Source organism: Kitasatospora sp. NPDC002227 (assembly GCF_040296285.1).
Classification (GTDB): Bacteria; Actinomycetota; Actinomycetes; order Streptomycetales; family Streptomycetaceae; genus Kitasatospora.
This window is the reverse complement of the sequence record NZ_JBEOWY010000004.1, coordinates 95,235-109,787: the sequence shown is the minus strand read 5'-3', so window position 1 is coordinate 109,787 and position 14,553 is coordinate 95,235. Positions and strand designations below refer to the sequence as shown.

Sequence of the window (14,553 nt, the reverse complement as noted above, 5' to 3'; positions counted from 1 at the left end):
GGCCGGCGGCTGCCGGCCGGCCGTGCTCACTCAGGCGGGCAGGCCGATCGCCCGCTCGCCGCTGCGGCGCTGCTGGATGACCACGGCCACCACCAGCAGCAGACCCTGCGCGACGTTCTGCCAGAAGGCGTTGATGTTCTGGCCGGTCAGGCCGTTCTCCAGGGCGCCCAGCAGGGCGACGGCCAGCAGCGTGCCGCCGATCCCGCCCTTGCCGCCCTTGAGCGCGCAGCCGCCCAGGGCCGCCGCCGTGATCGCCTTCAGCTCCAGGCCCTCCGAGCCGGAGACCGGCTGGCCCGAACCCGTACGGGCGGTCAGCAGGATGCCGGCCACCGCCGCCACCATGCCGATCAGGCCGTAGACCGACACCAGGTACTTGTTGATCGAGATGCCCGCGAGCCGGGCCGCCGTGTCGTTGCCGCCCAGGGCGTAGATGTTGCGGCCGATGTCGGTGTACTTGAGCATCACGTGCACCGCCGCCGCGACCAGCAGCAGGATCCAGATCATCACCGGCAGCCCGGCGATCTTGCCACGGGCGAGGAAGATGAAGATGCTGTCGTTCAGCACGTAGCCCTGCGCCCGGCCGTCGGAGAGCAGCTGCGCCACGCCCTTGTAGGCGGCGAGCCCCGCCAGGGTCGCGATGGTCGGGTTCACCCGGCCGTAGACGATCACCACACCGTTGACCACACCCACCAGCAGGCCGACGGCGACCGCCGCGCCCATGCCGGCCAGCGCGTTCGAACCGGCCGAGGTGAAGGCCATCGCGCTGACCACCGAGGCCAGACCGGCCTGCGAGCCGACCGAGATGTCCAGGCCGCCGCAGATGATCACCACGGTCTGCACCACGGCCAGCAGGCCGGTGATGGTGACGGCCTGGCCGATCACCTGGATGTTGTTCCAGCTCAGGTAGTTGCCGTTGAGCGACCCGAACAGGGCCAGCACCACGACCAGCGCGCCGATCAGGCTGAGGTTCTGTCCGCCGATCCGGGCGATGAAGCCGGGTGCCTTCTTCGCCGGGCTCCCGGTGAGGGTGGTGCTGGTCATGCCGTCCTGCCTTCCTGTGCCGACCCAGCCAGGTCGTCTGCCATCGCCAGCGAGAGGATCGCCTCTTCGGTCGCCTCCGCCCGGCCCAACTCCCCGGTGATGCGGCCGTTCTGCATCACCAGCACCCGGTCCGAGAGCCCGAGCACCTCGGGCAGCTCGGAGGAGATCACCAGCAGGGCCACACCCTGCTTCGCCAGGTCGGCGATGATCTGGTAGATCTCCGCCTTCGCCCCGACGTCGATGCCCCGGGTCGGCTCGTCCAGGATCAGCACCTTCGGCTTGCGGGCCAGCCAGCGGGCCAGCACCACCTTCTGCTGGTTGCCGCCGGACAGCTTGCGCACCTCGTGCTCGATCGAGGGGGTGCGCACCCGCAGCCGGTCCACGTACTCCTGGGCCAGCTCCTTCTCCGCGGACCGCTTGACGAACCGCCAGCGCCGCAGCCGCTCGAGCACCACCAGCGCCGTGTTGTCCCGGATCGAGCGGTGCAGGAACAGCGCCTGCGCCTTGCGCTCCTCGGGAGCCAGGCCCAGGCCCGCCTTGATCGCCGCACCCGGGTTGCCGCCCTTCAGCGGCTCCCCGTCGAGCAGCACCTCGCCGCCGCGCACCGGCAGGTCACCGGCCAGCGCCAGCGCCAGCTCGGAGCGCCCGGCCCCGATCAGCCCGGCCAGGCCCACGACCTCGCCCGCCCGGATCTGCAGATCGATCCCGTGCACCTCGTCCGTCTCCAGACCGCGCACATCCAGGACCACCCGGTCGGTCGCGACGTCCTGACGCACGAACATGGCCGAAAGGTCACGTCCGACCATCATCCGGACAATCTCGCCCTCGTCGGTGCTGGCCGCGTCCAGCACCCCGGCCAGGGTGCCGTCCCGCAGCACCGCGATCCGGTCGGCGAGCTGGAAGATCTCCGCCATCCGGTGCGACACGTAGACCACCGCCACGCCCTCCTCCCGCAGGCGGCGGATCAGCGCGAACAGCGCGTCCACCTCCTGCTCGGAGAGTGAAGAGGTCGGCTCGTCGAAGGCGATCACCTTCGCCTCGCCGGTCAGCGCCCGCAGGATCTCCACCAGCTGGCGCTGCGCCGGGGTCAGCTCGGAGCCGAGCAGCTCCGGGTCGAGCACCCGGTCGAAGCCGAGCCGGGCCAGGTCGGCGCGGATGCGCCGGTCCAGCTCGGCCCGGTCCAGCCGGCGCCCCGCCTTGCGGGGCAGGGCACCGGCGTACACGTTCTCGGCGACCGAGACGTGCGGGATGATCTCGGGCTCCTGCGGGATGATCCGGATGCCGGCCGCCTGGGCCTGGGCCGGGGAGTTCAGCTGGACGGCCTTGCCGTCCACCTCCACCTGGCCCGTGCTCGGCGGCTGCACCCCCGCGAGGATCTTGAGCAGGGTGGACTTACCGGCCCCGTTCTCCCCCATCAGGGCGGTCACCTGGCCGGCCGGGAAGTCCAGCGTCACTCCGTCGAGCGCCTGGACGGCGCCGAAGCGCTTGCCCAGCTCACGCACCCCGGTGCTGGACGGAGTGCTCTCACTGCTCATCGTTGCCATGGTTCAGCTCGGCTCTACTCGCTCAGCTGCACTTGACGCCGGAGGCCTGCCAGTTGGAGGCGTCCACCATCTTGGTCGGGGCGAAGGCCTCCTTCGGGAAGTCCTTGGCGTTCTTGAGCTTGTCGTACATGGTCTGGACGGCCAGCGCGCCGACGTCCGAACCGTTGATGAACAGGGCGGCCTTCATGCCGGAAGGCTTGCCCGCGCCCCAGCCCTTGCACGCCAGGTACGCGCCGAGGCCGACGCCGATCACGTTGTCCGCGCTGAAGCCGGCGTTCTGCAGGGCGGTGACGCCACCCTGGACGTTCTCGTCGTTGCAGCCCCAGACCACCCAGTGCTTGACACCGGCGTTGGCGGTGACCGTCGCGGCGATCTTGTCCTGGGCGCCGGTCGGGGTGTTGTCGGTGGCCACGTCGATGTTCTGGACGGTGGCGCCGGCGCCGGCGTTGAACGCCTCCTTGGCGGCCTTCACGCGGTCACCGCAGACCGTGACGTCCTGCTTCCAGGCCGAGATGATGCGGGTGTCCGCGGCGTTCCAGCCGGCCTTCTTGAACTCCTCGGCGGCACGCTTGCCGACCTCGCCGCCCATCTGGGCACCGGAGAAGCCGATCCGGGCCACCAGGCCGTCGGCGGCGCACTTGGACGGGTCCGGGCCGGAGGTGCAGATCTGGTCGTCCGAGGTGAGCAGCGGCACCTTGGCGTCCTTGGCGGTCTGCGCGACCTGCGGGCCCACCGCCGGGTCCGGCACCACGATGATCAGGCCGTTGGTCTTCTGCGCGATGGCGGACTGCACCTCGCTGACGGTCTTGTCCGCGTCACTGCCGAGGTTCACCACCTTCAGGTCGACACCCAGCTCGGCGGCCTTGGCCTTGGCACCGGCGGCCTCGCCGATGAAGTACTCCTGGTCGCCCTGCTTCTGCAGGTAGGTCATGGAGATCTTGCCGCTGACGGTGGCCGTACCGGAGTCGGCGGAGGTGCTGGACTGGCCGGTCGAGCAGGCCGTCAGGCCGAGGGCCAGGACGATGCCCGCAGCGGCGGCGACGCGGCGGCTGTGACGCGGAGTGGACATGCGGGGGCTCCCCTTGGAGACGCAGAGGGTGGTGCCTGAGCGGGGGCTCAGAATCCATCAAAATCAAACAGGATCAAACTCGCTGGTGGATATGACACCCCGAGCGCAACCCGCCGGTCAAGAGCTTCGTAGGACACATCTCGGCTACGTCCGCGCCACCGTGGCTAAACATGACCACACACATCCGGACAAAACAGAGGCGGTGACGGCACACCCCCCGACCGGGTGCACCGCCACCGCCGCTCGCTACCTCAGCGACCTGCTGTTATGTCAACAGGGCCCGAGGTCGCTCCACACTCCCCACGCTCCGCTGGCCGTGGGGTCCTCCCCCGTGGTCCACCACTTGTTGCTGTAGGTGTGACCCTTCCAGGACACCTTGGTGCCGGTCGTCGCGTAGACCGCACCCGCACTCCAGCTCGGCGCCGTGCAGGTGCCGCCGGGCGGCGTGCTGGGGCTGCTGGACGGGCTGGGGCTGCCGCTGGGGCTGCTGGACGGGCTCGTGCTCGGGCTGGAGCTCGGGGAGCTCGACGGGCTGCTGCTAGGGCTGCCGGACGGGCTGCTGCTCGGGCTCGGCGACGGCGTGGTGCCACCGCTGACCGCGCCCCGGGTCAGGTCGCCCGTGAGGCCGTACAGCGTGCCGCCGACGTTGACCGTCCAGTTCGACGGGGTCGACACCGGCAGGTAGTAGACGAAGTCGATGTCCACCGAGGCCCCCGGCGCCAGCGACTGCCAGCCCGGCAGCTTCACCGAGGCCCGGTTGTAGGTGCCCTTCAGGCCGCCCACGTTGCCCGGCCCCGGGTTGTCCTGCCGGATCGTGGTCAGGCCGAAACCGGACTGGTCCTTCGCGTTGCCCGGCGCCGAGTTCGAGTAGTCGAACTGGAACTCCGTGCCACCCGGCAGGGTCACCGTCGAGTTGTTGACGATGTGGATCTTCGGGTTGATCGGGTAGTTCGAGTCACCCAGCGCGAAGTTGGTGAAGGACACGTCGACCGGCAGCGTCTGCGTCGGCAGCGCGATCGTCGAGCGCAGCGCCCCGTACGGTGAAGCCGACTTGAACTTGTCGTACATCAGCGAGGTCAGGGTCGACCCCTGGACGTACTCGCCCTTGCCGCCGTTCGCCGTGGCGTCCCACTTGTAGTCGCCCACCAGCTCCCAGATCATCGCGCCGCCGGCGCCCTGGTTCACCAGGTAGTCGGCCTTGGCACCCACCGACTGCTCGTCCTCGGTCGACAGGAAGACCTTCTTGCTGTCGTTCCACAGCCACGGCGCACCGAGCGCGGAGCTGTAGTTACGGCTGTACGTGCCCTGCAGGGCCGTGTCCGTCAGCCCGTACTTGGCGAGGTAGTCCGGGACGACACCCTTCTCCAGGTTCTTCGCGTGCCACATCGGGTTGGAGCCCGCCGGGGCCTCCTTGCCGTTGGTGTCGAGGTCGTGCCAGAGGTTGTCGATCCCGACCGCCCCGTCACCACAGGTGGTCAGCCCCGCACCGGCCGGGCAGTTGGAGGTCTGCGACGTCCCCCACAACCCGTTCGTCCCACCGGTCACGTTCTTGAAGCCGCGCGTGTAGTACGGCAGGCCGACGTTGATCCGCCCGGCCGGCATCGCACCGCGGAAGTAGTGGTACGCCCAGTCGGCGTTCAGGTAGCCGATCCCGCCGTACTGCGCCGTGCCGTAGACGTTGGCCGCCTTCAGCTCGGCATCGTTGCCGTCATCGTAGAGCGAGGCGTTCGGCCCGACGTACTGGTTCCACGCCCCGTGCAGGTCGTAGGACATGACGTTGACGTAGTCCAGGTACTGGGTCACCTGGAAGGTCTCCATGCCGCGCAGCAGGTAGCCCGAGGACGGCGCGGCGATCGACAGCAGGTAGTACTTGCCGTCGGCGGCGCTGGCCCGGTCGAGCTTCTCGCGCATGGTCTTGAGCAGGGCCGCGTAGCCCTTCATCAGCGACCCGCGCTTGGCGTTCGCCGTCGTCCAGTCCAGCGGGTTGCCCGCGTCCTTCATCGAGGTCGGGTACTCGTAGTCGAGGTCGACACCGTTGAAGCCGTACTTCTCGATGAACGCGACGGCCGAGTCCGCGAAGGTGTTGATGCCCGCCTGGTTGACGCTGCCGTCCGCATTGGTGGTCATCGAATAGAAGCCACCGGAGCCCACCCGGTTGCCCGAGTCGTCGAAGTACCCGCCGGTCTCGGCCCAACCGCCCACCGAGATCATGGTCTTCACGTTCGGGTACTGCTTCTTGTACTTGCTGAGCAGATTGAAGTGCCCCTGGTACGGCAGCGTCGGGTCCATCTCGGCCCCCGCGACACCCGGGAAGGTCATCCCGGTAGCGGCGTTGTCCGGGCCGTCGGTGCCGACGGAAATCCTGTTGTCACTGCCGACGTGCCCGAAGGCGTAGTTGAGGTGGGTGACCTTGTCCCAGGGGATGTTGTTCACCAGGTAGGCGGGCGTCCCGTCCTTGCCCGTGCGCCACCCGGTGAAGTACCCGATGATCCGGCGCTGGTGGTCGGCGCCCATCATCTCGCGGCCGCTGCTGTCATAGACATTGCAGTACGGCACGTTCACACCGGGCGTGGTGTACATACCGTCAGGCCGACAGCTCTGGTTGTCGACCGCCGCCACCGAGGGCGCCGCCCCGAGCGTGGCCAGCAACAACCCTGCCAGCCCGGAAGCGGCCACCGCCGCAGCGGCCTTCGTACGGTTCAACACTCGGTCCTCCAGGAGAGAGTGCCGGGTGCGCGCAGTGGGATGCGCACACCTGTGGGGGATTTGGCGCGAAGCTATGTGGTCCAGACCACATGGGTCAATAGGTCTGTACCAATCGATGTCGACCCGTGACTCTCATCACAACTTCGTGATCCGACCACCCGGTACTCACGGTTCCGACACCTCGTTAGCCCATCCGGAGGGAGACACGCCGATCACCCCTGGGAGACATCCATGCCGGTCAAGTACACCCGAGAACTGCTGGCCACCTTGGCCGCCGAGTCGGTCAGCGTGAACGACATGATGCGAAGGCTCGAAGTCCCCATGGCCGGCGGCACCCACAGCTATCTCAGCAAGCGACTGAAGCACTACGGGATCGACACCTCGCACTTCAACCAGGGCCGCCCGGACTACGGACGCCGCCGCTACACCCGCGAGCAACTCGCGGAAGCGGCCGCTCACAGCACGAGCATCAACGAGATGCTCTGCTACCTGGGCGTCACCCCGTACGACAGCATCTACTCTTACTTCAAGAAGCGACTCCGGGACTTCGGCATAGACACCTCCCACTTCGTCTTCTGGGGTGACGGAAAGAGCCGGATCCTGCGGATCTCCAAGGAGGTGCTGGCCGAAGCAGTCGCCCAGCACCACAGCATCAGCGGCGTCCTGCGGGCGCTCGACCTCAACGAGAGCGGTAGCTCCCGAAAGCAGGTCAAGGAGAGCATCGCCCTGCACGGGCTCGACACCAGCCACTTCACCGGGCAGCTACACAACAAGGGCAAGAAGACCGGCCCGCGTCGCAAGCCCGAGGACCTGCTCGTACTGCTTCCCCCGGGAAGCCACCGCACGCCGGGCGACCGGCTGCGCGCGATGCTGGTGCACATCGGTCGTCCCGACGCCTGCGAGATGTGCGGCACCCCGCCGACCTGGCTCGGTCGGCAGATGACCCTGGAAGTCGACCACATCAACGGCAACTGGCTCGACAACAGGGAGGAGAACCTCCGCTTGCTGTGCCCGAACTGTCACTCCATCACCCCGACCTACTGCGGGCGCAACAAGGCTCACCAGATGGCAGCCTGATAGGTCACCATCACATCCGCTACCACCCACGATTCGCAGACGGTAGGCTGGAGCGGCATGCGCCCGTACTCCAGCTGGCCAGAGAGGCACGGTTTAGGTCCGTGGTGTCGTGGGTTCGAGTCCCACCGGGCGTACATAGCAGATGGGCCCCTTTCCCTTCATTTCGAAGGAAGAGGGGCCCACATCATTTCCCGGCTCCCGCTCAGCCGAGCAGCTCCCGGACGACCGGCGCGAGGGCCCGGAAGGCCTGGCCGCGGTGGCTGATGGCGTTCTTCTCGGCGGCCGAGAGCTCCGCGCAGGTCCGCGTCTCCCCCAACGGCTGCAGGATCGGGTCGTAGCCGAAGCCGCCGTTGCCTGCCGGGGCGGTCCGCAAGGTACCCAGGAGGCGGCCCTCGACCACGCGCTCGGTGCCGTCCGGCAGCGCCAGGGCGGCCGCGCAGGCGAAGTGGGCGCCGCGGTGGGGGTCGGCGATGTCGGAGAGCTGGGCGAGCAGCAGCTCGAGGTTGGCGCGGTCGTCGCCGTGCTTGCCGGCCCAGCGGGCGGAGAAGATGCCGGGTGCGCCGTTCAGGACGTCGACGCACAGGCCCGAGTCGTCCGCGACGGCGGGCAGGCCGGTGGCCTGCGCCAGCGCGTGCGCCTTGAGGAGGGCGTTCTCCGCGAAGGTCACCCCGGTCTCGGGGACGTCCGGGATCTCGGGGTAGGCGTCCGCGCCGACCAGGTCGAAGTCCGCGGCCCCCAGGATGTCGCGGAGCTCCACGACCTTGTGCTGGTTGCGGGTGGCGAGGACAAGTCGGGTAGTCATGGCCAGAACCCTAGCCGTCAGCCGGTGCAGACCTTGGAGAGCTGGGCGGCGGCGTCCCCGAGGGGCTTGAGGTCGGGGACCTGCTTGGCGTCGACGGCCTTCTGGGCCTTGTCGACCTGGGACTGGAGGTCGGAGACGGCCTTGGAGAGGTCGGTGTCGGAGGAGTTGCGCCCGAGCTGGTCGAGGTCCTTCTTCAGCTTGGAGAGCGCCTGCCCGGCGGCGGCCGGGTTCTTGTCGGCGTCGTTGAAGGCGGTGCCGGCGTCGGCCACGTCGGTGGTGACGCGGACGGCGGTGTTGCCGCAGTCGATGGCCTTCTGGGCGGCCGAGCAGCTCACCGCGGAGAGCGGGAGGACGAGGATGAGCGCGGCCACGGCGAGCGTGGTGGAGCGGTTGATGCTGTGCGGCATCGGGAGTCCTCCGGGGAAGGCGCGGGTCGGAACCGGCTACAGGAGAGGGACGATCAAGCGGACTCAATCGGTTCCCAAGCCGGACCCATGCGCGGAACGGTAAGGGCTAAGACCCGTCCGTGTACAGCGCCGCAGCGCCCGCGCCTCTCCCACCGGAGAAGTCAGCCCTCCAGCACCTTGCGCTGGATCTCGTCGAGCTCGGCGCAGCCGAGGGTGCCGAGGTCGAGGAGCTGGTCGAGGAGGGCGCGGTCGAAGGGGGCGCCTTCGGCGGTGCCCTGGACCTCGACGAAGCGGCCGTCGGAGGTGCAGACGATGTTCATGTCCGTCTCGGCGCGGACGTCCTCCTCGTAGCGGAGGTCGAGCATGGGGACGCCGTCGATGATGCCGACGCTGACGGCGCTGACGCCGCCGGTGATGGGCTGGCCCTTGGCGCGGAGGATCTTCTTCTCGCGGGCCCAGGCGACGGCGTCGACGAGGGCGACGTAGGCGCCGGTGATGGCGGCGGTGCGGGTGCCGCCGTCGGCCTGGAGGACGTCGCAGTCGAGGACGATGGTGTTCTCGGCGAGGGCGCGGTGGTCGATGACGGCGCGCAGCGAGCGGCCGATGAGGCGGCTGATCTCGTGGGTGCGGCCGCCGATCTTGCCGCGGACGGATTCGCGGTCGCCGCGGGTGTTGGTGGCGCGGGGGAGCATGGCGTACTCGGCGGTGACCCAGCCTTCGCCGCTGCCCTTGCGCCAGCGGGGCACGCCTTCGGTGACGCTGGCGGTGCAGAGCACCTTGGTGTCGCCGTAGCTGACGAGGACGGAGCCTTCGGCGTGCTTGCTCCAGCCTCGCTCGATGGTGATGGGGCGGAGCTGTTCGGGGGTGCGGCCGTCGATGCGTGACATAGCCACCGAGGGTAGTACGTCCAGGGGTGCGCGAAGGCCCGCCGGCCGGATGAGCGGCGGCGGGCCCGGCGGGGTGGGCGGTCAGCTCACATCATGTCTTCGATGTCGGCGGCGATCGGGTCGGCGTCGGTACCGATGACGACCTGGATGGCGGTGCCCATCTTGACGACGCCGTGGGCGCCGGCGGCCTTGAGGGCGGCTTCGTCGACCTTGGAGGGGTCGATGACCTCGGTGCGCAGGCGGGTGATGCAGCCCTCGACCTCTTCGATGTTCTCGATACCGCCGAGACCGGCGACGATCTTCTCAGCCTTGCTGGCCATGTCTTTCTCCCTCTGTCTCGGCGTACCCGGCGGCTCTGCCAGGTGCCGTCGTGCTGTGTCGTGGGCAGGCGCCGGGACAAGCATTGCCCGTCTCCCGACGGTCTGCCACGTTAGTTCACATTTGGCCCATTTCCGCGCGCGCAGCCCCGAGCATCACCCCAGGATGACGATCAGTGAGGTCCGGAGAGTGACGTCCAGGACCTGTCGCACCCGGCTCTGTACCGAAGTGGTCTACACCAATATTACCTGGGAGGGCGCAGGATGAGTTCGGCAGCCATCGCGAAGCCGCAGAACACGTGGTGGCACACCTTCTACGGCGGCCTGCAGAAGATGGGGCGCAGCCTGCAACTGCCCGTCGCCGTGCTCCCGGCGGCGGGCATTCTCAACCGCCTCGGCCAGCCGGACGTGTTCGGCAAGAAGGGCCTCGGCTGGGACAACGTCTCCACCGCCCTCGGCGCCGCCGGGGGCGCGCTGCTGAACCCGGCGCTCGGCCTGCCGCTGCTGTTCTGCATCGGCGTGGCGATCGGCATGGCCAAGAAGGCGGACGGCTCGACGGCGCTGGCCGCGGTGGTGGGCTTCCTCGTCTACTACTTCGTGCTGCAGGCCTTCCCCGAGAGCTGCCACGCCGGGGCCGTGGTCAAGGGCAACCAGTGCATCGACTTCGACACCAAGACCTCGGAGGGCGCGACCTTCCAGAACCCCGGGGTGCTCGGCGGCATCCTGATGGGCCTGATGTCGGCCAACCTGTGGGTGCGCTTCCACCGGGTGAAGCTGGTCGACTGGCTGGGCTTCTTCAACGGCCGCCGCCTGGTGCCGATGATCACCGCCCTGGTCGGCCTGCTGTTCGGCGCGCTGATGGTGTGGGTCTGGTCGCCGATCGGCTCGGGGCTGAACGACTTCTCCAAGTGGCTCTCGGATCTCGGCGCCTGGGGCTCCGGGATCTTCGGCCTGGCCAACCGCTCGCTGCTGCTGGTCGGCATGCACCAGCTGCTGAACACCTTCGTCTGGTTCCAGTTCGGCTCCTTCACCAAGGACGGCGTGACCTACACCGGTGACATCAACCGCTTCCTGGCCGGGGACCCGACGGCGGGCCAGTTCACCTCGGGCTTCTTCCCGATCATGATGTTCGCGCTGCCGGCCGCCGCGATGGCCATCGCCCACACCGCCAAGCCGCACCGGCGCAAGGAGATCTACGGGCTGATGACCTCGGTCGCGCTGACCAGTTTCGTGACCGGCGTCACCGAGCCGATCGAGTACTCCTTCGCCTACGTCGCCCCGGCCCTGTACGCGGCACACGCGGTGCTGACCGGCGCCTCGATGGCGATCACCTGGGCGCTCGGCGTCCATGACGGCTTCAGCTTCTCGGCCGGCCTGATCGACTACGTGATCAACTGGAGCCTCGCCACCAAACCCTGGCTGATCATTCCGATCGGGCTCTGCTTCGCCGCGATCTACTACCTGGCCTTCCGTTTCATCATCGTCACATTCGACCTGAAGACACCGGGCCGGGAGGACGAGGAGGAAGTCGAGGACGTCACCAAGGCCTGACCGCGCCAAACCACCGATTCGTACCCGCCCGACCCCGGCAAAGGCCCTCCGACTCCCCCGTCGGAGGGCCTTGGTCCTGCCCGGGAAAGGACCGACGGCCCTGTCGGAATTCGCCCCGGCATTACCGGGCCGACCCCGCGTCGGATTTATTTCAGTGCCCTGTGAGAGGCGTGTTAGAACGGTTCTGCACCCCAAGTGGTGTAGACCAATCGGCCTCCGCCGAGAGGTGCGCAACGTCGCCCACCGCCGAAGGACACGTCATGAGTACGACGACCGCCCCCGCGGCCGCTCCCACCAAGAAACCGGGCTCCGGCCTGCTCCAGGGCCTGCAGAAGATCGGCCGCAGCCTCCAGCTCCCGGTCGCCGTCCTGCCCGCGGCCGGCATCCTGCTGCGCCTGGGCCAGGACGACGTCTTCGGCAAGGACGGCCTGCAGTGGGGCAAGGTGGCCACCGTCTTCGCCACCGCCGGCAACGCCGTCTTCGCCAACCTCGCCCTGCTGTTCTGCGTCGGCGTGGCGATCGGTTACGCCAAGAAGGCCGACGGCTCCACCGCCCTGGCCGCCCTGGTCGGCTACCTGGTCTTCAAGAACGTGCTGACGGCCTTCCCGGCAGCCGGCTCCGTCACCGAGGCCCTCCCGGCCGGAAAGCCGCAGGATCCGGGGGTGTTCGGCGGCATCGTCATCGGCCTGCTCTCCGCCGTCATCTGGCAGCGCTACCACCGCAAGAAGCTGGTCGACTGGCTCGGCTTCTTCAACGGCCGCCGGCTGGTCCCGATCGTCATGGCCTTCGTGGGCACCCTGGCGGGCGTCGTGTTCGGCCTGGCCTGGGGCCCGATCGGCACCGGCCTGACCCACGCGAGCGACTGGCTGACCGGCCTCGGCTCGGCCGGCGCGGGCATCTACGGCGTGGCCAACCGGATGCTCATCCCGGTCGGCATGCACCAGTTCCTGAACACCTTCTTCCAGCAGCAGGTGGGCAGCTTCACCGACGCCGCCGGGCACGTCTGGACCGGCGACATCCCGCGCTTCTTCCACGGCGACCCGACCGCCGGCCAGTTCATGTCCGGGTTCTTCCCGATCATGATGTTCGGCCTCCCGGCGGCCGCCCTGGCTATCGCCCACTGCGCCCGGCCCGAGCGCCGCAAGGCCGTGCTCGGCATGATGATCTCCCTCGCGCTGACCAGCTTCGTCACCGGCGTGACCGAGCCGATCGAGTTCTCCTTCATGTTCATCGCCCCGGCGCTGTACGCGATCCACGCGGTGCTCACCGGTCTGTCGATGGCCGTCACCTGGGCGCTCGGGGTGCACGACGGCTTCGCCTTCTCGGCCGGGCTGATCGACTACCTGCTCAACTTCAACCTGGCGACCAAGCCCTGGATGATCATCCCGATCGGCCTGGTCTTCGCCACCCTCTACTACGGGCTGTTCCGCTTCGCGATCCTCCGGTGGAACATCCCGACACCGGGCCGAGAGCCCGAGGACGAGATCGAGGACGTCACCAAGGCCTGAGCGCCACTCCGTCCACGAATGCCCGCCCGGCCGCCAATCGGCGGCGGGCGGGCGCTTTTGTTGCGCGACTCGCCAAAATCGCGGTTGCGACTGGCGGTCAAGATCGCCTATCCGCAAGAAGGTTTCGATTTCATAGCGCTTCCCACCTGCACGGCCCTCGAGGGTTTCCCCCCTCCTCCGCGCGTGCTAAAAACTGGTCTACACCACTAGTGGTGTAGACCAGTTTGCGGTTCGGCCCCCGAGCACCTCCCCCGACCGACCCGCCCTGCCGTTAGGAACCACCCCCCATGAGTACGACAGCGCAGGCAGCGCCGCCGGCCGCGGCCCCCACACCCAGCAAGCTCAAGCAGACTGGGCAGAACCTCATCCAGGGCCTCCAGAAGATGGGCCGCAGCCTCCAGCTCCCCATCGCCGTGCTCCCGGCGGCGGGCATCCTGCTGCGCCTCGGCCAGGACGACGTCTTCGGCAAGGACGGCCTCGGCTGGCTCAAGGTCGCCTCCGTCTTCGCCACCGCGGGCCACGCCGTCTTCGACAACCTGCCGCTGCTCTTCGCGGTCGGCATCGCGATCGGCTACGCCAAGAAGTCCGACGGCTCCACCGCGCTGGCCGCCCTGGTCGGCTTCCTGGTCTACAAGAACGTGCTCACCGCGTTCCCGATCCACGAGGCCGTGGTCGCGAACGGCAAGTACACCGCCGCCACCTACCAGGACCCGGGCGTCCTCGGCGGCGTGGTCATCGGTCTGCTGAGCGCCGTGCTCTGGCAGAAGTACCACCGCACCAAGCTGGTCGACTGGCTCGGCTTCTTCAACGGCCGCCGGCTCGTCCCGATCATCATGGCCTTCGTCGGCACCCTGGTCGGCGTGGTCTTCGCCAACGTCTGGGGCCCGGTCGGCAACGCCATCGGCCACCTGAACGACACCCTGATCGGCGCGGGCGCGTTCGGCGCCGGGGCCTTCGGACTGGTCAACCGCGCCCTGCTGCCGGTCGGCATGCACCAGTTCGTCAACTCCTACGCCTGGTTCCAGGCCGGTGACTACACCAAGGCCGACGGCACCGTCGTCCACGGCGACATCACCCGCTTCTTCGCCGGCGACCCGAGCGCCGGCCAGTTCACCTCGGGCTTCTTCCCGATCATGATGTTCGCGCTGCCCGCCGCCGCGCTGGCCATCGCGCACTGCGCCCGTCCGGAGCGCCGCAAGGTCGTCCTCGGCATGATGATGTCGCTCGCGCTCACCTCCTTCGTCACCGGTGTCACCGAGCCGATCGAGTTCGCCTTCGTCTTCATCGCCCCGGCCCTGTACGTCATCCACGCCCTCCTGACCGCCGTCTCGATGGCCGTCACCTGGGCCCTCGGCGTCCACATCGGCTTCAACTTCTCGGCCGGCGCCATCGACTACGGCCTGTCCTGGCACCTGGCCACCAAGCCGTGGCTGGTCGTCCCGATCGGCCTGGTCTTCGCGGTGGTCTACTACGTGGTCTTCCGCTTCGCGATCACCAAGTTCAACCTCCCGACCCCGGGTCGTGAGAGCGACGAGGAGATCGAGGACCTGACCAAGTAGTCCCGGCTCCCCCGCAGAAGTGCACCGCTGGAAACAGTGGTGCACTTTTCTGTTATCCGCTCCCCCGCTCCCCCATCTCCCAGGT

12 protein-coding genes and 1 tRNA gene are annotated in these 14,553 nt (G+C 68.5%); 5 read left to right on the top strand and 8 right to left on the bottom strand.

Annotated features, from left to right (window positions below):
• Window positions 1-30: 30 nt before the first annotated feature.
• From ABT095_RS05460 to ABT095_RS05445, 4 genes are all read right to left on the bottom strand, one after another.
• Window positions 31-1,041 (bottom strand): ABC transporter permease, encoded by a 1,011-nt coding sequence (locus tag ABT095_RS05460; protein WP_350527956.1) that lies wholly within the window; start codon window positions 1,039-1,041, stop codon window positions 31-33.
• The gene (locus ABT095_RS05455) at window positions 1,038-2,576 is read right to left on the bottom strand and encodes a sugar ABC transporter ATP-binding protein (RefSeq protein ID WP_350527955.1); all 1,539 of its coding nucleotides are present in this window, start codon (window positions 2,574-2,576) and stop codon (window positions 1,038-1,040) included. The genes ABT095_RS05460 and ABT095_RS05455 overlap by 4 nt, the downstream gene beginning before the upstream one ends.
• Before the next feature lie 31 nt (window positions 2,577-2,607).
• Entirely contained in the window at window positions 2,608-3,654 is a 1,047-nt protein-coding gene (locus tag ABT095_RS05450) for a substrate-binding domain-containing protein (protein WP_350527954.1), read from the bottom strand.
• A 270-nt stretch (window positions 3,655-3,924) separates the two neighbouring features.
• The gene (locus ABT095_RS05445; RefSeq protein ID WP_350527953.1) at window positions 3,925-6,360 is read right to left on the bottom strand and encodes a chitinase C-terminal domain-containing protein; all 2,436 of its coding nucleotides are present in this window, start codon (window positions 6,358-6,360) and stop codon (window positions 3,925-3,927) included.
• A gap of 231 nt (window positions 6,361-6,591) precedes the next feature.
• Here ABT095_RS05445 and ABT095_RS05440 point away from each other — a divergent pair, with 231 nt between their 5' ends.
• Window positions 6,592-7,437: an HNH endonuclease signature motif containing protein gene (locus ABT095_RS05440; RefSeq protein WP_350527952.1), complete on the top strand. Its 846-nt coding sequence runs from the start codon at window positions 6,592-6,594 to the stop codon at window positions 7,435-7,437.
• 59 nt (window positions 7,438-7,496) lie between these two features.
• A tRNA-Leu gene (locus tag ABT095_RS05435) sits at window positions 7,497-7,571 on the top strand.
• Between the two features lie 68 nt (window positions 7,572-7,639).
• Here the strand turns inward: ABT095_RS05435 and rdgB are convergent.
• From rdgB to ABT095_RS05415, 4 genes are all read right to left on the bottom strand, one after another.
• Window positions 7,640-8,239: an RdgB/HAM1 family non-canonical purine NTP pyrophosphatase gene (gene rdgB / locus ABT095_RS05430; RefSeq protein ID WP_350527951.1), complete on the bottom strand. Its 600-nt coding sequence runs from the start codon at window positions 8,237-8,239 to the stop codon at window positions 7,640-7,642.
• A 17-nt stretch (window positions 8,240-8,256) separates the two neighbouring features.
• Window positions 8,257-8,646: a hypothetical protein gene (locus tag ABT095_RS05425; protein ID WP_350527950.1), complete on the bottom strand. Its 390-nt coding sequence runs from the start codon at window positions 8,644-8,646 to the stop codon at window positions 8,257-8,259.
• A gap of 161 nt (window positions 8,647-8,807) precedes the next feature.
• Window positions 8,808-9,533, bottom strand: coding sequence for a ribonuclease PH (rph, locus tag ABT095_RS05420; protein WP_350527949.1), 726 nt, complete (start codon window positions 9,531-9,533; stop codon window positions 8,808-8,810).
• Window positions 9,534-9,619: 86 nt separating this feature from the next.
• Complete coding sequence (locus tag ABT095_RS05415) at window positions 9,620-9,853, bottom strand: PTS sugar transporter subunit IIB (protein ID WP_018517946.1); 234 nt, start codon at window positions 9,851-9,853, stop codon at window positions 9,620-9,622.
• A 261-nt stretch (window positions 9,854-10,114) separates the two neighbouring features.
• Here ABT095_RS05415 and ABT095_RS05410 point away from each other — a divergent pair, with 261 nt between their 5' ends.
• The 3 genes from ABT095_RS05410 to ABT095_RS05400 all read left to right on the top strand — a co-directional run bounded on the left by ABT095_RS05410 (window position 10,115) and on the right by ABT095_RS05400 (window position 14,468).
• Complete coding sequence (locus tag ABT095_RS05410) at window positions 10,115-11,401, top strand: PTS transporter subunit EIIC (protein WP_350527948.1); 1,287 nt, start codon at window positions 10,115-10,117, stop codon at window positions 11,399-11,401.
• A 260-nt stretch (window positions 11,402-11,661) separates the two neighbouring features.
• Entirely contained in the window at window positions 11,662-12,909 is a 1,248-nt protein-coding gene (locus tag ABT095_RS05405; RefSeq protein ID WP_350527947.1) for a PTS transporter subunit EIIC, read from the top strand.
• A gap of 287 nt (window positions 12,910-13,196) precedes the next feature.
• Complete coding sequence (locus ABT095_RS05400) at window positions 13,197-14,468, top strand: PTS transporter subunit EIIC (protein ID WP_350527946.1); 1,272 nt, start codon at window positions 13,197-13,199, stop codon at window positions 14,466-14,468.
• Window positions 14,469-14,553: the final 85 nt, after the last annotated feature.